The organism is Mycobacterium sp. pR1184 (genome assembly GCF_041287235.1).
Lineage (GTDB): Bacteria > Actinomycetota > Actinomycetes > Mycobacteriales > Mycobacteriaceae > Mycobacterium.
On sequence record NZ_JBGGKR010000024.1, the window covers coordinates 1 to 18,505 of the forward strand.

At 66.2% G+C, this 18,505-nt stretch carries 17 protein-coding genes, 2 tRNA genes and 2 pseudogenes; 8 read left to right on the forward strand and 13 right to left on the reverse strand.

Going from position 1 to position 18,505, the window contains the following annotated elements; all coding sequences use genetic code 11:
* From ACAG21_RS27875 to leuC, 3 genes are all read right to left on the reverse strand, one after another.
* Nucleotides 1–508: HU family DNA-binding protein (locus ACAG21_RS27875; protein WP_370499488.1), on the reverse strand; the 508-nt coding region annotated here is incomplete at its 3' end.
* A 213-nt stretch (nt 509–721) separates the two neighbouring features.
* Complete coding sequence (gene leuD / locus ACAG21_RS27880) at nt 722–1,318, reverse strand: 3-isopropylmalate dehydratase small subunit (RefSeq protein WP_370499489.1); 597 nt, start codon at nt 1,316–1,318, stop codon at nt 722–724.
* A gap of 20 nt (nt 1,319–1,338) precedes the next feature.
* Nucleotides 1,339–2,769: a 3-isopropylmalate dehydratase large subunit gene (gene leuC, locus ACAG21_RS27885; protein WP_370499490.1), complete on the reverse strand. Its 1,431-nt coding sequence runs from the start codon at nt 2,767–2,769 to the stop codon at nt 1,339–1,341.
* Between the two features lie 81 nt (nt 2,770–2,850).
* Between leuC and ACAG21_RS27890 the strand changes: the two genes are divergently transcribed.
* Nucleotides 2,851–3,552, forward strand: coding sequence for an IclR family transcriptional regulator (locus ACAG21_RS27890; RefSeq protein WP_370499491.1), 702 nt, complete (start codon nt 2,851–2,853; stop codon nt 3,550–3,552).
* A gap of 89 nt (nt 3,553–3,641) precedes the next feature.
* On the forward strand, nt 3,642–4,154 hold the full coding sequence (locus ACAG21_RS27895) for a pyridoxamine 5'-phosphate oxidase family protein (protein WP_370499492.1): 513 nt from the start codon (nt 3,642–3,644) through the stop codon (nt 4,152–4,154).
* Between the two features lie 5 nt (nt 4,155–4,159).
* Here ACAG21_RS27895 and ACAG21_RS27900 read toward each other — a convergent pair.
* The 4 genes from ACAG21_RS27900 to ACAG21_RS27915 all read right to left on the reverse strand — a co-directional run bounded on the left by ACAG21_RS27900 (nt 4,160) and on the right by ACAG21_RS27915 (nt 6,744).
* A tRNA-Glu gene (locus ACAG21_RS27900) sits at nt 4,160–4,232 on the reverse strand.
* Nucleotides 4,233–4,305: 73 nt separating this feature from the next.
* A tRNA-Gln gene (locus ACAG21_RS27905) sits at nt 4,306–4,377 on the reverse strand.
* Nucleotides 4,378–4,480: 103 nt separating this feature from the next.
* On the reverse strand, nt 4,481–5,947 hold the full coding sequence (gene gltX, locus ACAG21_RS27910; protein WP_370499493.1) for a glutamate--tRNA ligase: 1,467 nt from the start codon (nt 5,945–5,947) through the stop codon (nt 4,481–4,483).
* Complete coding sequence (locus ACAG21_RS27915; protein ID WP_096285956.1) at nt 5,944–6,744, reverse strand: fumarylacetoacetate hydrolase family protein; 801 nt, start codon at nt 6,742–6,744, stop codon at nt 5,944–5,946. The genes gltX and ACAG21_RS27915 overlap by 4 nt, the downstream gene beginning before the upstream one ends.
* 71 nt (nt 6,745–6,815) lie before the next feature.
* Between ACAG21_RS27915 and ACAG21_RS27920 the strand changes: the two genes are divergently transcribed.
* On the forward strand, nt 6,816–8,132 hold the full coding sequence (locus ACAG21_RS27920; protein ID WP_370499494.1) for an MFS transporter: 1,317 nt from the start codon (nt 6,816–6,818) through the stop codon (nt 8,130–8,132).
* Here the strand turns inward: ACAG21_RS27920 and ACAG21_RS27925 are convergent.
* Together ACAG21_RS27925 and serA are read right to left on the reverse strand one after the other, a co-directional pair.
* The gene (locus ACAG21_RS27925) at nt 8,032–9,042 is read right to left on the reverse strand and encodes a 3-isopropylmalate dehydrogenase (protein ID WP_370499495.1); all 1,011 of its coding nucleotides are present in this window, start codon (nt 9,040–9,042) and stop codon (nt 8,032–8,034) included. The two genes, ACAG21_RS27920 and ACAG21_RS27925, sit on opposite strands and share 101 nt — an antisense overlap.
* The gene (gene serA / locus ACAG21_RS27930) at nt 9,039–10,625 is read right to left on the reverse strand and encodes a phosphoglycerate dehydrogenase (protein WP_370499496.1); all 1,587 of its coding nucleotides are present in this window, start codon (nt 10,623–10,625) and stop codon (nt 9,039–9,041) included. The genes ACAG21_RS27925 and serA overlap by 4 nt, the downstream gene beginning before the upstream one ends.
* A gap of 41 nt (nt 10,626–10,666) precedes the next feature.
* Here serA and ACAG21_RS27935 point away from each other — a divergent pair.
* From ACAG21_RS27935 to wrbA, 3 genes and pseudogenes are all read left to right on the forward strand, one after another.
* Nucleotides 10,667–10,783 (forward strand): annotated as a pseudogene (locus ACAG21_RS27935) (NAD(P)-binding protein); the annotation flags it as partial.
* Nucleotides 10,784–10,799: 16 nt separating this feature from the next.
* Nucleotides 10,800–11,342, forward strand: a pseudogene (locus tag ACAG21_RS27940) (dehydrogenase); the annotation flags it as partial.
* On the forward strand, nt 11,339–11,938 hold the full coding sequence (gene wrbA, locus ACAG21_RS27945; RefSeq protein ID WP_370499497.1) for an NAD(P)H:quinone oxidoreductase: 600 nt from the start codon (nt 11,339–11,341) through the stop codon (nt 11,936–11,938). The pseudogene ACAG21_RS27940 and the gene wrbA, both read left to right, overlap by 4 nt.
* 78 nt (nt 11,939–12,016) lie before the next feature.
* On the opposite strand, the gene ilvC is transcribed toward wrbA, so the two are convergent.
* From ilvC to ACAG21_RS27960, 3 genes are read right to left on the reverse strand one after another with little or no spacing between them, the layout of a single operon-like run.
* On the reverse strand, nt 12,017–13,018 hold the full coding sequence (ilvC, locus tag ACAG21_RS27950; protein ID WP_370499502.1) for a ketol-acid reductoisomerase: 1,002 nt from the start codon (nt 13,016–13,018) through the stop codon (nt 12,017–12,019).
* Nucleotides 13,019–13,073: 55 nt separating this feature from the next.
* Nucleotides 13,074–13,580, reverse strand: coding sequence for an acetolactate synthase small subunit (gene ilvN / locus ACAG21_RS27955; RefSeq protein WP_090601096.1), 507 nt, complete (start codon nt 13,578–13,580; stop codon nt 13,074–13,076).
* 1 nt (nt 13,581) lies between these two features.
* Nucleotides 13,582–15,459, reverse strand: a complete 1,878-nt coding sequence (locus ACAG21_RS27960; RefSeq protein WP_370499498.1) for an acetolactate synthase large subunit — start codon at nt 15,457–15,459, stop codon at nt 13,582–13,584.
* Nucleotides 15,460–15,837: 378 nt separating this feature from the next.
* Here ACAG21_RS27960 and ACAG21_RS27965 point away from each other — a divergent pair, with 378 nt between their 5' ends.
* The gene (locus tag ACAG21_RS27965) at nt 15,838–16,176 is read left to right on the forward strand and encodes a PH domain-containing protein (RefSeq protein ID WP_370499499.1); all 339 of its coding nucleotides are present in this window, start codon (nt 15,838–15,840) and stop codon (nt 16,174–16,176) included.
* Nucleotides 16,177–16,192: 16 nt separating this feature from the next.
* Here the strand turns inward: ACAG21_RS27965 and ACAG21_RS27970 are convergent, their stop codons facing one another.
* A complete protein-coding gene (locus ACAG21_RS27970) occupies nt 16,193–17,035 on the reverse strand; it encodes a DoxX family protein (protein ID WP_370499500.1) in 843 nt (280 codons plus the stop codon).
* A 239-nt stretch (nt 17,036–17,274) separates the two neighbouring features.
* On the opposite strand from ACAG21_RS27970, the gene ACAG21_RS27975 reads away from it, so the two are divergent.
* Nucleotides 17,275–18,396: a sorbosone dehydrogenase family protein gene (locus ACAG21_RS27975; RefSeq protein WP_370499501.1), complete on the forward strand. Its 1,122-nt coding sequence runs from the start codon at nt 17,275–17,277 to the stop codon at nt 18,394–18,396.
* Nucleotides 18,397–18,505: the final 109 nt, after the last annotated feature.

The window sequence follows — 18,505 nt, forward strand, 5'->3', positions numbered from 1 at the left end:
CCGGAGCCTTGGTCGCGGCCTTCTTGACCGGAGCCTTGGTCGCGGCCTTCTTGACCGGAGCCTTGGTCGCGGCCTTCTTAGCCGGAGCCTTGGTCGCGGCCTTCTTAGCCGGGGCCTTGGTCGCGGCCTTCTTCACGGCAGCCTTCTTGGCGGGAGCCTTCTTGGCAACCTTCTTGGCTGCTCCTGCGACAACACCACGTTTCACGGCCGGTCCTTCCGACGGGAGGCGCTGTGCGCCAGCAACAACCGCTTTGAATTGAGCACCCGGGCGGAACGCGGGGACGGACGTCGGCTTTACCTTCACCGTCTCACCGGTCCGCGGGTTGCGGGCCACACGTGCTGCGCGGCGCCGTTGTTCGAACACACCGAACCCGGTGATCGTCACGCTGTCGCCCTTGTGCACCGCACGCACAATGGTGTCGACAACATTCTCGACGGCGGCGGTCGCCTGCCGACGGTCCGAGCCCAATTTCTGTGTGAGCACATCTATGAGCTCTGCTTTGTTCATCCAAAACCCTCCGAAGCCAGTGGTCCCATTTTGGGAACCGACTAGCGAACACGGTAAACCCTCACCTAGCAAATTGCCAAGCGCCACGCGCAATTTCACGGCTATGCGACAGGAAATTCCGGAATCTGCTTGCCGCCCTTGGCCGGTGACGCAGGCGAAAAATAAGCCTTGCTAGCTAAGGTGATCGGGGTAATTCGCGCCCCGATCAGCCGTTCACGGGGCGGGTAGCGTGCGCGGTTTCCAGTCCGGACGGGCCGACTCAAAAGATTCGATCTGGTCAAGTTTCTGCAGCGTAAGGGCTATATCGTCGAGTCCTTCGAGCAGTCGCCACGCGGTGTGGTCGTCAATCTTGAACGGCAGCACCGTCGTTCCCGCGGTGATATTTCGATCTTGAAGATTGGCAGTGATTTCCAGTCCTGGACTCTGCTCGATCAGCTTCCAAAGCAGTTCGACACCGTCTTGGCTGACTTCGGCCGCCAGCAGCCCCGCCTTGCCCGCGTTGCCCCGAAAAATGTCACCGAACCGAGACGAGATGACCACCCGGAACCCGTAGTCCATCAACGCCCACACCGCGTGCTCGCGCGACGATCCGGTCCCGAAGTCGGGTCCGGCGACCAAGACCGAACCTCGGTCAAATGGACTGAGATTGAGCACGAATGACGGATCTGAGCGCCACGTTGCGAACAAGCCGTCTTCGAAACCGGTTCGGGTGACGCGCTTCAAATAGACCGCCGGAATGATCTGGTCGGTATCGACATTGGAGCGCCGCAGCGGCACGCCAATCCCGGTGTGGGTGTGAAAGGCTTCCATTTTCGTCCTCGATTTCGTTTTCAGTTCAAGTCGGCCGGGGTAGACAATGTGCCGCGGACCGCGGTTGCCGCCGCGACGGCCGGCGATACCAAATGCGTACGGCCGCCTTTGCCCTGCCGCCCTTCGAAGTTGCGGTTGGACGTCGCGGCACACCGCTCGCCGGGCGCAAGCTGATCCGGGTTCATGCCCAGGCACATCGAGCAGCCGGCCTGCCGCCATTCGGCGCCGGCGGCGATGAATACCTCACTGAGGCCTTCGGCTTCGGCTTGCGCGCGCACCCGCATCGAACCCGGCACGACCAGCATTCGCACGCCCTGGGCCACGGTGCGGCCGCGCAGCACATCGGCCACCACCCGCAGATCTTCGATACGACCGTTGGTACAAGACCCGACGAACACCGCGTCGACGGCGATCTCGCGCATCGGCATGCCCGGCCGAAGGTCCATATACGCCAACGCTTTCTCGGCGGCCTGCCGCTCGTCGTCGTTGGTCATCAATTCGGGGTCCGGCACCGCCGCGCCCAAGGACACGCCCTGGCCCGGATTGGTGCCCCAGGTGACGAACGGGGTCAACGACTCCGCGTCCAGATAGACCTCGGTATCGAAGACGGCACCGTCGTCGGTGCGCAGCTGCTGCCAATACTGCAATGCGGCATCCCACTGCGCGCCGGTCGGCGCGTGCGGGCGGCCCCGCAGGAATTCGTAGGTGGTCTGGTCCGGTGCCACCATTCCGGCCCGCGCCCCGGCTTCGATACTCATGTTGCAGACCGTCATCCGGCCTTCCATGGACAGCGATTCGATCGCGCTGCCCCGATATTCGATGACATGGCCTTGCCCACCGCCGGTGCCGATCTTGGCGATCAGCGCGAGGATGATGTCTTTGGCCGTAACACCGGGCGGCAATTCGCCGTCGACGTTGACCGCCATTGTCTTGAAGGGGCGCAACGGCAATGTCTGGGTGGCCAGCACATGCTCGACCTCCGAGGTGCCGATGCCCATCGCCAATGCGCCGAACGCGCCATGGGTCGATGTGTGACTGTCCCCACAGACAATCGTCATTCCCGGTTGGGTCAGCCCCAATTGGGGACCCACAACATGCACGATGCCCTGCTCGATGTCACCCATCGGATGCAACCGCACACCGAATTCGGCGCAGTTGCGCCGCAATGTCTCGACCTGCGTGCGCGATACCGGGTCGGCGATCGGCTTGTCGATGTCGACGGTCGGCACGTTGTGGTCCTCGGTGGCCAACGTCAGATCGGGCCGGCGCACCGGCCGACCGGCCAGGCGCAAGCCGTCAAACGCCTGCGGGCTGGTGACCTCGTGCACCAAATGCAGGTCGATGTAAATCAAGTCAGGCGCACTGACCCCGTCGCCTGTCGAGCCGGATACCACAACGTGGTCGTCCCAAACCTTTTCGGCCAGGGTGCGCGGCTGGTGCGCAGCTGCCATCGGAGTCCCCTCAATCACTTGTTGCGCCTCGATGACCAACAGGGCTGGTGATCTCAGGATGCGAGACGCTAGTATCTCTTTATGAGACAGCATAGCGGCATCGGCGTCCTGGATAAAGCCGTGGATGTGCTGCACACCGTCGCGGAATCTCCCTGCGGGTTAGCCGAACTGTGCGAGCGCACCGGGTTTCCGCGGGCCACCACCTACCGGCTGGCCGCCGCGCTGGAGGTACATCGCCTGCTGGCGCGCGACGACGAAGGGCGTTGGCAGCTGGGTCCCGCGCTGAGCGAACTCGCCGCGCACGTCAACGATCCGTTGCTGGCGGCCGGTGCCGCGGTACTTCCCCAATTGCGCGAGACCACCGGCGAGAGCGTGCAGCTGTACCGGCGCGAGGGCACGTCGCGGGTCTGTGTGGCCGCCCTGGAACCGTCTGCGGGCCTTCGGGATACGGTTCCGGTCGGCGCGCGGTTGCCGATGACGGCGGGCTCGGGAGCCAAAGTCTTGCTGGCACACAGCGATGTCGCCACTCAGAAGGCGGTGCTGCCGACGGCAAAGTTCACCGACCGGACGCTGGCCGAAGTACGCCGGCGCGGTTGGGCGCAAAGCGTTGCCGAGCGCGAACCGGGAGTCGCGAGCGTTTCGGCGCCGGTGCGCGACGGTCGCGGCGTAGTCGTCGCGGCGATTTCGGTCTCCGGACCCATCGACCGGATCGGCAAGCGTCCGGGTGCGCGTTGGGCCGCCGATCTACTATCGGCCGCCGAGGCGATGGCGCGCCGCCTCTAGGGTTACGTCGATCGTGCGTCCAGCGCGTCAGTGTGCGTCCTGGGCGCCCTGAGCGCACACTCAAACTCCGCCGCTGACAGACTGGCGCGATGGGAACCAATCAGCGCGCGACCATCGTCATGTCCGACGAAGAGATCGCCGATTTCGTCGTCAAGAGCCGCACCGGAACAATGGCCACCATCGGTTCGGACGGCCAGCCGCATTTGACCGCCATGTGGTACGCCGTCGTCGACGGCGAGATCTGGCTGGAGACGAAGGCCAAATCTCAGAAGGCGGTCAACCTGACCCGCGACCCCCGGGTGACCTTCCTGATCGAGGACGGCGACACCTACGACACGCTGCGCGGGGTTGCCTTCGAAGGCGTCGCCGAGATCGTCGACGATCCGGACGTCGCGCACCGGGTCGGCGTCAGTGTCTGGGAGCGCTACACCGGCCCCTACACCGACGAGATGAAGCCGTTCGTCGAGCAGATGATGAACAAGCGCGTCTGCGTTCGCATCGTCGCGCGACGCGCGCGCTCGTGGGATCACCGCAAATTGGGATTGCCGCCGATGCCGGTGGGTGGTTCCACCGCACCGGCCGTGCTGGGGACCGGCCAGTAAATTTGTAGCCCCGATGGGATTCGAACCCACGCTACCGCCGTGAGAGGGCGGCGTCCTAGGCCGCTAGACGACGGGGCCAGAACCGATCCGAGCTGCCAGCATAGCTCACCCGACGGGGGCCACCTAATCGCTTACAGCCTGACGGACTTTGCTGGGGTACCAGGACTCGAACCTAGAATGGCTGAACCAGAATCAGCTGTGTTGCCAATTACACCATACCCCATTGGCTGCCTAAAACCGCTGGTCACAACGGTTCTGCGGTTTCCCGCTCCGCCGTGGCCGGCCGTCGTCGGCCTTTGCAAACCGCAGTGCAGACTACCAAAGATTTAGACCGCCTCTTGCCGCGCCGCCCCCAGCCGGCCCAGGCTACGGTCCCGACCGAGCAGCTGCAGCGACTCGAACAGCGGCGGGCTGATCGTCGTCCCGGTCGCGGCGACCCGGATCGGGCCGAACGCCTTGCGCGGTTTGAGCCCCAGGCCGTCGATCAGCGCGGTCTTGAGGGCCTCCTCGATCGCGGCCGCCGTCCAGTCCGCCACTGCTTCCAGCGCCGTCAGCGCGGCGTCCAGCACCGCGCCCGCCTCCGGCCCCAGCTCCTTGGCCGCAGCCTTGGGGTCGATCGCGTACTCGTCGTCGTTGAGGAACTTCAGCAGATCCCACGCGTCACCGAGCACCACGATGCGGGTCTGCACCAGTTCGGCCGCGAAGGCGAATTCCGCTTCGTCGAGCTCCAGCCGGTACCTGTGCACGGCGAAGTAGTCGCGCAGCCTGCTTGTGAAGTCGGCCACGTCGAGCATCCGGATGTGTTCGGCGTTGAGCGCGTCGGCCTTCTTCTGATCGAAGCGGGCCGGATTGGAGTTGACGTCGACGACGTCGAAAGCGGCCACCATTTCTGCGAGGCTGAACAGGTCGTGATCGTCGGCTATCGCCCAGCCCAGCAGCGCAAGATAATTCAGCAGTCCCTCGGGGATGAAGCCGCGATCGCGGTGGGCGAACAGATTGGACTGCGGGTCGCGCTTGGACAGCTTTTTCGTGCCCTCCCCCAATACCGTTGGCAGGTGCGCGAATTCCGGGACCCGTTCGGCCACCCCGATCCGCATCAACGCCTGGTACAAGGCAATCTGACGCGGCGTCGACGGCAGCAGGTCCTCGCCGCGCAGCACATGGGTGATCTTCATCAGCGCGTCGTCACAGGGGTTGACCAAGGTATACAAGGGATCTCCGCTGGCGCGGGTCAGCGCGAAATCGGGCACCGAGCCCGCCGCGAAGGTGGTCCTCCCGCGCACCAGGTCATCCCACGCGAGGTCTTCGTCGGGCATGCGCAGTCGCACCACGGGCTTACGGCCCTCGGCCAGATACGCCGCACGCTGCTCCTCGGTCAGCTCGCGGTCGTAGTTGTCGTAGCCCAGTTTGGGATTGCGGCCGGCGGCGATATGGCGCGCCTCGACCTCTTCCGGTGTCGAAAAGGCATGGTAGGCCTCACCCGCCGCGAGCAGCTTGTCCACCACTTCGCGGTAGATGTCCCCGCGCTGCGACTGCCGATATGGGCCATAGGGTCCGCCGACCTCGGGCCCCTCGTCCCAATCCAGCCCGAGCCAACGCAGCGCGTCGAGCAACGCCAGATAGCTTTCCTCGCTGTCACGCTCGGCGTCGGTGTCCTCGATGCGAAAGACGAAGGTGCCGCCGGTGTGCCGCGCGTAGGCCCAGTTGAACAGCGCGGTGCGGACCATCCCGACGTGTGGGGTGCCGGTGGGCGACGGGCAGAACCGAACCCGGACAGTCCCGGGCGCAGTCACGACTTTCCTTTTCGGACCACGGGATTGGACAGGGTGCCGATGCCCTCGATGGAGATGGCGACGGTATCGCCATCCTCGATGGGGCCGACGCCGGCCGGCGTCCCGGTGAGGATGAGGTCACCGGGCAGCAGGGTCATCACCGCGGAGATCCATTCGACGATGGCGCCGACGTCGTGAATCATCAGCGAGGTGCGGCTGTCCTGCTTGACTTGGCCGTTGACCTCGGTGCGCAACGCGAGGTCGGCCGGGTCGACATCGGTGACGACCCAGGGCCCCACCGGGCAGAAGGTGTCGTGCCCCTTGGCGCGAGTCCACTGGCCGTCGGCCTGTTGCTGATCGCGCGCCGACACGTCGTTGGCGATCGTGTACCCCAAGATGTTGTCGGCGGCCTGGGCGGCGGGCACGTCCTTACACGGCCGGCCGATCACCACAGCCAACTCCCCTTCGAAGTGCACGGGTGACGCGTTGGCGGGCAAGCGAATCGGCACGTTCGGACCGATGATCGAGGTGTTGGGCTTGAGGAAGATGATCGGATCGGCCGCGGCCGGGCCGGTTGCGAAGTTCGCCATCTCGGCGATGTGGTCGGTGTAGTTCTTGCCGACGCACACCACCTTGCCGGCCAGCATCGGGGCCAGCAGCCGGACGTCGGCCACCGGCCACGAGCGGCCGGTGAACGTCGGGGTGCCGAACGGGTGCTCGGCGATCTCACGGGCAGTCATCGCGCTGGGATCCTCCAGCGGACCCTCGATGCTGACGAAGGAGACACCATCCGGACTGGCGATTCGACCTAGGCGCATTTTGTTGAGCCTAATGACGGCCGCGAGCCTGACAGCAGCCGGGCAGGACGACGCATGTGCCACCATGAGGGATGCCCACGGACCCGGGAGCCACGGGCCAACTGAGCGCCGGCGCCCGCTGGTCCATCATGGTCATTTCGCTATGGGTGACGGCCAGTTCGTTCCTCTTCATCAACGGCATCGCGTTCTTGATTCCCTCGCTGCAGGCCAAACGCGGGATTCCGCTGACCGAAGCCAGTCTGTTGTCGTCGATGCCGAGCTGGGGAATGGTCGTGACCCTGATCGGTTGGGGTTACCTGCTCGACCGCGTCGGCGAGCGGGTCGTGCTGACAGTGGGTTCGGCGCTCACCGCGGCAGCGGCCTATGCCGCCGCGTCGGCCCATTCGATGGTGTTAGTCGGTGCCTACCTGTTTCTGGGCGGCATGGCCGCGGCGAGTTGTAACGCCGCCGGCGGCCGGCTGGTGTCGGCGTGGTTCCCGGTGCATCAGCGCGGCCTGGCGATGGGCATCCGCCAGACCGCCCAGCCGTTGGGAATAGCCCTAGGCGCACTGGTCATGCCCGAGCTGGCCGAACGGGGAGTGCACGCCGGGCTGATGTTCCCGGCACTCGCGTGCACCTGCTCGGCGGTGGCCAGCGCAATCGGAATCGTCGACCCGCCGCGCAAACACCGCAGAGTTGCCACTGCGCAAGAATTGGCCAGCCCTTACCGGGAGTCGCTGACGCTGTGGCGAATTCACGCGGTGGCTGGTCTGCTGATGATGCCGCAGACCGTGACCGTGACGTTCATGCTGGTGTGGTTGATGAGGCACCATGGCTGGACCGTCGCCGAAGCCGGCGGTGTGGTTACCCTCTCGCAGGTCCTTGGCGCGCTGGGCCGTGTCGCGGTCGGCCGGTGGTCGGACCGGGTGGGCTCCCGGATGCGCCCGGTGCGCATCATCGCCGTCCTCGCGACGTTGAGCTTGGTTCTGCTCACGCTCGCCGACGACGGCGACTGGGGTTTCGAAGTGCCGGTGATGATCGTCGTCTCGGTGATCGCGGTGCTGGACAACGGATTGGAGGCAACGGCGATCACCGAATTCGCCGGGTCGTTCTGGAGCGGACGTGCGCTGGGAATCCAGAACACCACCCAGCGGCTGATCGCGGCCGCGGGCGCCCCGCTGTTCGGTGTGCTGATCGACGCGGCCAAATATCCAACGGCGTGGGCGTTGTGCGGGTTGTTCCCTTTGGCGGCAATACCGTTGGTGCCGACCAAGCTGCTGCCGCCGGGCTTGGAATCCAGCGCGGCAGCTACAGCGCGGCCGCGATCCGCTCGCCGACTTCGGCGGTGGAGCGCCGGTCGTCGCCCCGAGACGCCAGATACGTCTCGACCGCTCGATCCACCCGGCTAGCGGCTTCGGTCTCACCGAGGTGGGCGAGCAGCAGCCCGACCGACACGATGGCCGCCGTCGGATCGGCGATGCCCTTGCCGGCGATGTCGGGCGCGCTGCCGTGCACCGGCTCGAACATCGACGGGTTGGTCCGTGTGGCATCGATATTTCCACTGGCGGCCAAGCCGATTCCGCCCGTCACCGCGGCGGCCAGATCGGTGATGATGTCGCCGAACAGATTGTCGGTGACGATCACGTCGAAGCGGCCGGGGTCGGTGACCAGGAAGATGGTGGCGGCGTCGACGTGCTGATAGGCCACCTCGACGTCGGGATAGTCCGCACCCACTTCGGCGAAGACTCGCGACCACAATTTTCCGGCGAAGGTCAGCACGTTGTTCTTGTGCACCAACGTCAGATGCTTGCGACGCTGCCGGGCCCGCTCGAACGCGTCGGCGACGACGCGACGCACGCCGAACGCGGTATTGACGCTGACCTCGGTGGCCACCTCATGCGGAGTCCCGACCCGGATCGCGCCGCCGTTACCCGTATACGGCCCTTCGGTTCCTTCGCGCACCACCACGAAATCGATCTCAGGGTTGCCCGCTAGCGGGCTACTCACGCCCTTGTACAGCCGGGCCGGACGCAGGTTGACGTGATGGTCGAGTTCAAAGCGCAACCGCAACAACAGCCCTCGCTCCAGCACCCCGCTGGGCACCGACGGGTCGCCGATCGCGCCGAGCAGAATCGCGTCGTGCTGACGCAGCTCGGCGAGCGCAGACTCCGGCAGCAACTCGCCGGTGGCGTGGAAACGCCGTGCCCCCAGGTCGTATTCGGTCTTCTGCACGCCCGGCTTGACGACATCGAGCACCTTGACCGCCTCGGCGACTACTTCGGGCCCGATCCCGTCGCCACCGATGATCGCCAATTTCATGACAGGTCAACCACTTCCAGCTTGTTGGCGCCGACGGCCGCCGAGATGGCCGACCGCACGTCGGTCGGTACGTCCTGGTCGAGCCGCAGCAGGATCGTCGCGCTGGGGCCCTCGGCATCCTCGGAAAGCTGTGCGGCTTGGATGTTCACTCCGGCCTCACCCAGGATGGTGCCGATCTTGCCCAGCGCTCCGGGCTGGTCGATGTAGTTGATCACCAGATTCTTGCCCTGCGCGCGCAGGTCGAAGTTGCGGCCGTTGATCTGGACGACCTTCTCGACCAACTGCGGACCCGACAGCGTGCCGGCGACGTTGACGCTCGAACCGTCGTGGGCGACGGCGCGGATGTCCAGGACGCTGCGATGGTTGGGACTCTCGGTGGCCGTGCTGATTTCGGCGGTCACGCCGCGCTCGGCGGCCAACGCCGGCGCGTTGACGAACGTAACCGGGTCCTCGATGATCGCCGAGAACAGACCGCGCAGGGCCGAAAGCTTGAGCACCTCAACGTCTTCGGAGGCCAGCTCGCCGCGCACCTGGACCGACAGCGACGCCGGCAGGCCATCGGACAGCGCCGCGGCCAGCACGCCGAGTTTGCGCGCCAGGTCCAGCCAGGGTGCCACCTCCTCGTTGACCACGCCGCCGCCGACGTTGACCGCGTCGGGGACGAACTCCCCCGCCAGCGCCAGCCGCACGCTCTCGGCGACGTCGGTGCCGGCCCGGTCCTGCGCCTCCGACGTCGATGCGCCCAGGTGCGGTGTCACCACCACCTGCGGCAACTCGAACAGCGGGCTGTCGGTGCACGGCTCCTTGGAGTACACGTCAAGACCGGCCGCACGCACATGCCCGCTGGTGATCGCCTCGGCCAGGGCGGCCTCGTCGACCAGCCCGCCGCGCGCGGCATTGACGATGATGACGCCCGGCTTGGTCTTGGCCAGCGCCTCCTTGTCGATCAGGCCTGCCGTCTCGGCGGTCTTGGGCAGGTGCACCGAGATGAAGTCGGCACGGGCCAACAGGTCGTCGAGGGAGAGCAATTCGATGCCGAGCTGCGCCGCGCGGGCCGGCGACACGTAGGGGTCGTAGGCCACGATGTGGGTGCCGAACGCGGCGATCCGCTGGGCGACCAGCTGCCCGATCCGGCCCAGCCCCACCACCCCGACGGTCTTGCCGAAAATCTCCGTGCCGTTGAACGACGACCGTTTCCAGGTGTGTTCGCGCAGCGATGCATCGGCCGCCGGCACCTGCCGGGCCGCCGACAGCAACAGCGCCAGAGCGTGCTCGGCGGCGCTGTGGATGTTCGACGTCGGGGCGTTGACCACCAGGACGCCGCGCGCGGTGGCCGCGTCGACGTCGACGTTGTCCAGACCCACCCCGGCGCGGGCGACGATCTTGAGCTTGGGGGCCGCGGCCAGTACCTCGGCGTCGACGGTGGTCGCGGAACGCACCAGCAGCGCGTCGGCCTCGGGCACCGCTGCCAGCAGCTTCTCCCGGTCCGGACCGTCTACCCAGCGCACCTCGACCTGGTCGCCCAGGGCGGCGACAGTTGATTGAGCGAGTTTGTCGGCGATTAACACAACAGGCAAGTTCACCCGACCAGGTTATAGGCCGGGGTCTGGGCTGCAATTGTCCGATGGACGTCGCCGTCGATGTGACGACAGTCGGCAGTGGACCCAACGGGCTTTCGACGGCCGTGATCTGCGCCCGCGCGGGACGCAAAACGCAGGTCATCGAGGCGCAGCCCACTTTGGGCGGCGGTGCCCGCACCGCGGCCGACCCACGCTCCCACCCTGCATCTCGGCGGCAGCCGGGAACAGATGGCGGTGGCCGAAAAGGAGATCGCGGCGGCGGGCACGCGCAGTGCCCGATGGTGCTGGCCGCCGCACTGTACATCGCCGATCCCGGCCGTATCGACAGCCAGGGCCGCCGCCCGTTCTGGACGTATGCCCACGTCCCCTCGGGTTCGACCCTCGATGCGACCGAGGCCGTCACCGCGACCGTCGAGCGGTTCGCCGCGGTCTTTCGCGACGCGGTGGTCGCTGCCCGCGCGATACCCGCCGCACACCTGAGCGACCGCAACGCGAACTACGTCGGCGGCGACATCGGAATGGGCGGCAATTCCGCTTGGCGCGCGATCGCCGGGCCCACGCCGCGGCTAGACCCTTGGCGCACACCGATTCCCAAGACGTATCTGTGTTCGGCGGCCACGCCCCCGGGCGGCGGCGTGCACGGTATGGCCGGCCTACTACGCCGCACGCAGCCTGTTGCGCCACGAGTTTGGTTTGGACATGCCTAGGCTTGCGCCATGACCAAACTCGCGATCATCTACTACTCGGCCACCGGTCACGGCACCACGATGGCCAACCGGGTCGCCGCGGCGGCGCAAGCCGCCGGCGCGGAAGTACGGGTGCGTCCCGTCGCCGAGACGCGCGATCCGCAATCCTTCGCGCAGAACCCCGCCTGGACGGCGAACTACAACGCCACCAAGGATCTGCCGGCGGCCACCGGCGACGACATCGTGTGGGCCGACGCCGTGATCTTCGGCTCGCCCACCCGATTCGGTTCACCGGCGTCACAGCTGCGGAACTTCCTGGACTCGCTCGGCGGGCTGTGGGCCGAAGGCAAGCTGGCCGACAAGGTGTACGCGGGCTTCACGTCCTCGAACACCGCGCACGGCGGCCAGGAGACCACGCTCGTCGCGCTCTACCTCACGCTGATGCACTTCGGCGGCATCCTGGTGCCGCCGGGCTACACCGATCCGTGCAAGTTCGTCGACGGCAACCCCTATGGCGCCAGCCTGTTGAGCACGCACGACAACATCGAGGAATTCGACGACGCCACCGGCAACGCGCTGGAACACCTGGCGCGCCGCGTGGTGACAATCGCCGATCGTCTGGCGACGTAGCGGCTGAGCGCCGAACGTGCACTCACTGCGAGAAATCAGCCAAAATCTCGCGCTGAGTGCACGTTCGGCGTAAGAGGGTTAAGCCGTTTCGGTGATCGGGCGGTCGACCCAGCTCATCAGGTCGCGCAGCTTCTTACCGGTGACCTCGATTGGGTGCTCGGCGTTCTCCTTGCGCAACTGCTCGAGCTGCTTGTTGCCGCCCTCGACGTTGGCGACCAGCTTCTTGGTGAATTCCCCACTCTGGATGTCGCGCAGGATCTCTCGCATCCGCTCCTTGGTGCCGGCGTCGATGACCCGCGGGCCCGAAAGGTAGCCGCCGAACTCCGCGGTGTCGGACACCGAGTAGTTCATCCGGGCGATGCCGCCCTCGTACATCAGGTCGACGATCAGCTTCAGCTCGTGCAGCACCTCGAAGTACGCCATCTCCGGCGGGTAGCCCGCCTCGACCATCACGTCGAAACCGGTCTTCACCAATTCCTCTGTGCCACCGCACAACACGGCCTGCTCGCCGAACAGGTCCGTCTCGGTCTCATCCTTGAAGGTGGTCTTGATGACGCCGGCCCGGGTGCCGCCGATGGCCTTGGCGTAGGACAGCGCCAGTGCCTCGCCCTCGCCGGTCGGGTCCTGGTCGACGGCGATCAGACACGGCACGCCCTTGCCGTCGACGAACTGCCGGCGCACCAGATGCCCGGGCCCCTTCGGCGCGACCATCGCGATCGTGACGTTGCCGGGCGGCTTGATCAGATCGAAGTGAATGTTGAGACCGTGACCGAAAAACAGTGCATCGCCGTCGTTCAGGTTCGGTTCGATGTCGTTCTTGAAGATGTCGGCCTGGGCGGTGTCGGGCGCCAGCAGCATGATGACGTCGGCCCACTTAGCGACCTCGGCGGGCGTGTCTACCTCCAGACCCTGCTCGGCGACCTTGGCCCGCGACTTCGAACCCTCCTTGAGTCCGACACGCACCTGCACACCGGAGTCGCGCAGGCTCAGCGAGTGCGCATGCCCCTGGCTGCCGTATCCGATCACGCCGACCTTGCGACCCTGGATAATCGACAGGTCGGCGTCGTCGTCGTAGAACATCTCTAGTGGCACGGTGAATCTCTCTTTCTTATTGGACTTTTGGAATGTGTATCGCTTATTTCGCGGTGCCGATTCCACGCGGCCCACGGGATAGCGACACCACTCCCGATTGGACGATCTCGCGGATACCGAACGGTTCCAGCACTCGCAGCAGCGCTTCGAGCTTGCCGCGGGTACCGGTCGCCTCGACGGTCAGCGAATCCAGCGATACGTCGACTACCTTGGCGCGGAACAGGTTTGCCGCTTCGATTACTTGGCTGCGGGTACCGGAATCGGCCCGCACCTTGATCAGCGCCAGCTCGCGAGCCACCGAGTTGTCCTCGTCCTGCTCGACAATTTTGATGACATTGATCAGCTTGTTGAGCTGCTTGGTGACCTGTTCGAGCGGAGTCTCCTCGGCGGAAACCACGATGGTCATCCGCGACATGTCCTTCTGCTCGGTGGCACCCACAGCCAGCGACTCGATGTTGAAACCGCGCCGCGAGAACAGTGCCGCGACGCGCGCGAGCACACCCGGCTTGTCCTCGACCAACACCGAAAGTGTGTGCGTCTTGGCGTACATATCAGGCGTGTCCTTCGGTTTCGTCGTCGAACAGCGGCCGAATTCCGCGGGCGTGCTGAATCTCGTCGTTGCTCGTCCCGGCGGCCACCATCGGCCACACCTGTGCATCCGCGCCGACGATGAAGTCGATCACCACCGGGCGGTCGTTGATCGCGCGAGCCGCCTTGATCGCGTCGGCGACGTCTTCCTCACGCTCACAACGGATTCCGACACAACCCAGCGCCTCGGCCAGCTTGACGAAGTCCGGGATGCGGTGAGAGTGCGTGGCCAGGTCGGTCTGCGAGTAGCGCTCCTCGTAGAACAGGCTCTGCCACTGCCGCACCATGCCCAGGTTGCCGTTGTTGATCAGCGCCACCTTGATCGGCACGCCCTCGATCGCGCAGGTGGCCAGCTCCTGGTTGGTCATCTGGAAGCACCCGTCACCATCGATCGCCCAAACCTCGGCCTCGGGGCGAGCGACCTTGGCGCCCATGGCCGCTGGGATGGCGAAGCCCATGGTGCCCAGCCCGCCGGAGTTGAGCCAGGTGCGCGGCTTCTCATAAGAGATGAACTGGGCCGCCCACATCTGGTGCTGTCCCACGCCGGCGACGTAGATCGCGTCGGGCCCGGCGATCTTGCCGAGCTGCTCGATCACGTATTCCGGGCTCAGGCTGCCGTCGCTCTGCGGGCCGTAACTCAGCGGATAGGTCGACTGCACCTCGTCCAGATATGCCCACCAGGCGGTCATGTCGATCTTGCCCGGGGTTTCGTACTGGCGCAGCATCGCGATCAGGTCCGTGATGACGTTCTTGACGTCGCCCACGATCGGCACGTCGGCGACCCGGTTCTTGCCGATCTCGGCCGGGTCGATGTCGGCGTGGATGACCTTCGCTTCGGGCGCAAAGGAATCGAGCTTTCCCGTCACCCGGTCGTCGAAGCGGGTGCCCAGCGCGATCAGCAGATCGCTGCGCTGCAGCGCGGCCACCGCGGCGACCGTGCCGTGCATGCCCGGCATGCCCAGGTTCTGCCGGTGGCTGTCCGGGAACGCGCCCCGTGCCATCAGCGTGGTGACCACCGGAATCCCGGTCAGCTCAGCCAAATCCCGCAGCTGCTCGGTCGCCTCGCCGCGGATGACGCCCCCGCCGACGTACAGCACCGGTTTGCGCGCACGCGCGATCAGCTTGGCGGCTTCCCGGATCTGCCGGCTGTGCGGCTTGGTGTTCGGCTTGTAGCCGGGCAGATCCATTTTCGGCGGCCAGCTGAACGTGCATTGACCCTGCAGCACGTCCTTCGGGATGTCGACGAGCACCGCTCCCGGACGCCCCGAAGCGGCGATGTGGAAGGCCTCGGCCATCACCCGCGGAATCTCGTCACCCGAGCGGACCAGGAAGTTGTGCTTGGTGATCGGCATGGTGATGCCCGAGATGTCGGCCTCCTGGAAGGCGTCGGTCCCGATCAGCGACCGCCCCACCTGCCCGGTGACGGCGACGACGGGGATCGAGTCCATCTGCGCATCCGCCAGGGGGGTCACCAGATTGGTGGCCCCGGGACCCGATGTGGCCATCATGACGCCGACCTTGCCGGTGGCGTGCGCGTAGCCACTTGCCGCGTGACCGGCACCCTGCTCGTGCCGAACCAGCACGTGCCGCAGCTTTTTCGAGTCGAACAGCGGGTCGTAAACCGGCAGCACGGCGCCGCCCGGGATCCCGAAGATGACCTCGACGTCGAGTTCCTCCAACGACCGGATTACCGACTGAGCGCCGGTAACTTGCTGCGGTGCAACATGTTTGGATTGCTTAGCCGGAACTTTTGCGGCGTCTTCGGTGCTTTCCGTGGCGTCCGGCGCCCAATCGTCGCCATTGTGCGACTTGGGTGTCTGTGACCTGGTGGGTGCGCTCACTCTGGTGATTGTCCTCTTAGTCCTGATTTGGCTGTGGAAGTTTCGTTGATACGCAAGAAAAAACCCCCGTCAGCTCTCGCTGATCGAGGGTTGCGCGTTGGTGCCGGATCGCTTCACATACTGAAGGAACTAGTCACGCACCAACGCGCGGCTAATTACTACGAGCATCCCGGGCTTTCCGGTGGTCTCCATAGCCCCCGACGGTAGCCTTCGCACTGCTCAACCGTCAAATCCGGCGCGACGGGGTCCCCACGTGGCCCCGGGGTGGCCACCGCAGCGCCACGACGTCAACGGCGCAACGCGGGGTGAAATGATGCTCGGGTGGTCCCTGGTTCTGCAGCCCCGACACCCGTGCCCGTAGTGATCAAGATCTCACCGATGGCGCACCTCGCCGTGGGATTTCTGACGCTCGGACTGTTGATCCCGGTGCTGGCCTGGCCGCTGACCACCCCACTGCTGCTGATCCCGGTGCTGTTGTCCGCATTGATCATCCGGCTGCGCACGGTGGCCGACAACCAGGGTGTGACGGTGCGAAACCTGATGAGCAGCCAAACGGTCGGCTGGGACGACATCGACGGGCTGCGCTTCCACCGCGGCTCGTGGGCACGCGCCAGGCTCAAGAGCGGAACCGAACTGCGGCTGCCGGCGGTGACTTTCGCGACACTGCCGCAGCTGACCGCGGCCAGTTCGGGGCGAGTCCCCAACCCCTACCGGTGACCGCCCGACGGGCGGTTCAGGCGATCGGGTTGACGCCGTTGAGCAGCACCCACACCGCGATACCGGCGGCGATGCCGGCGAGCAGGGCCACAAACGACCCGATGAAGGGCCGGTGCGCCCATCCCCTGTTGGCGTCCAGGCCATAACGACCGGGCCCGGCCAGAATGATCGCAACCGCGAGGACGATCAGCGTGATTTGGTACTCGTGCCCCTGCGGCAGGAAGTACCCGAACGTGTGCGGCCGCGCCGACACGCTGACCAGCAGCTCGTTGATCAAAAAGGCCAGCGCGCCCGCCGCGGCTACCGGCGTGAACAGACCCAGCACCAGCAGCACACCCGCGGCGATCTCGCCGCCGGCACTGACGTAGGACAGGATGTCGGCGTGCTGGTAGCCCGCGTCGGACAGTGAGTTCTTGAAGCTGGTCAGGCCCTGACCGCCCCACCAGCCGAACAGCTTCTGCAGCCCGTGCGCGCCGAGCACCACCCCGAGGCCGACCCGTAGCACCAGCAAACCGAGACTCTGGGTGCCGCGCCTTCCGATCGCGCGTTGCCGTTCGTAGTCCTCGCTCGGGTCGATCTCGGCGGGTTCGGCCGCCAAATGCCGCGGCGCCGGCTGCGGCTGCACGTAGGGCAGCGGCTCCTGCTGGTCGAGGACGTTGTAGGACGGCCCGGCGGGGGCAGCGACCTGATTCGGGTCCTGGTAGGGGATGACGGAGGTGGTTCCGAAGTCGCCCGGATACCCGACGGGGGTCAGGTCATCTTCGGGGTCGACCAACCGCGCCGCGGCGGGGCGCCCCGGTACCTGCCCGGGAATTTCGCCGGGCCGCTGCCAAGATGCGTCATTCGATTGACCGGTCACGGGTGTCAGGGTAAGGGCATTTAGGCCTGAATTGGGGATTTGAGCGGCGCTTTCGCCGTGCAATCGGCGGCTAAACCATTAAATGGGCCCGGATTGACTCCAAATGGCCTCAGCCGGGTTCCGAAATGGTGAACGCGTGCAGAAAAGCGGCCCGCCGTCGGCCGGTGGGATTGGCGTCGCGGCGCCCGCGCGAGGCCGCCTGTGGCGCCGGTGCCCGCCCTGTCCGTAGCCTGTCGGTCATGCGTTTGGGGTGGCCGGTTCGGTGCGGGCTCGCTGCGCTGTGCGCGGCCATGCTGGTCGCGACGGGCTGCGCGCGTTTCAACGACGCCGCCTCCGCGCCGTTCACCACCGCCCCCGAACTCAAGCCACAACCGAGTTCGACGCCTCCCCCGCCGCCGCCGCTGCCGCCCACGCCGTTCCCCAAAGCCTGCCCCGCCCCCGGGGTGATGCAGGGATGCCTGGAGAGCACCAGCGGCCTGATCATGGGGCCCGACAGCAAAACCGCCCTGGTCGCCGAGCGCACCACCGGCGCGGTCAAGGAGATCTCCGTCAGCGCCGAGCCGAAGGTGAAACTGGTCATCCCGGTCGACGGATCCGGGGATGGCGGCTTGATGGACATCGTGCTGTCGCCGACCTACTCCCAGGACCGGCTGATGTACGCCTACGTCAGCACGCCCACGGATAACCGGGTCATCCGCATCGCCGACGGCGATATCCCCAAGGACATCCTGACCGGAATCCCCAAGGGCGCCACCGGCAACAGCGGAGCGCTGCTGTTCACCAGCCCGACCACGCTGCTGGTGCTGACCGGCGATGCGGGCAATCCCGCCATGGCCGCCGATCCGAAGTCGTTGGCGGGCAAGGTGCTGCGCATCGAGCAGCCGACCACGGTCGGTCAGGCGCCACCGACTACCGCGCTGTCCGGCGTCGGCTCGGGCGGCGGACTGTGCGTCGACCCGGTGGACGGCTCGCTGTATGTCGCCGACCGCACTCCGACCGCGGACCGGTTGCAGCGCATCACCAAGGCCTCGGAGGTCTCCACGGTGTGGACGTGGCCGGACAAGCCCGGCGTGGCCGGATGCGCGGCGATGGACGGGACCGTGATGGTCAACCTAGTCAATACCAAAATGACGGTGGCGGTGCGGCTGGACCCGAAATCGGGTGCGGTCACCGGTGAACCCGATGTCGTCCGCAAGGACACGCACGCCCACGCGTGGGCGCTGCGGATGTCGCCGGACGGAAACGTCTGGGGCGCCACCATCAACAAGACCGCCGGCGACGCCGAAAAGCTTGATGACGTGGTGTTCCCGCTGTTCCCGCAGGGCGGGGGCTTCCCGCGCAGCAACGACGACAAGGCCTAGCAGGCCCGCGCGCAGAAGTTGAGCGCTAGGTGTACTCGGTCGGTACGTTGGTCACAGTCGGCTGATTGGTGGTTGGCCGTCGAGTGCGCTGTGGCGGCGTTGAGTGTTG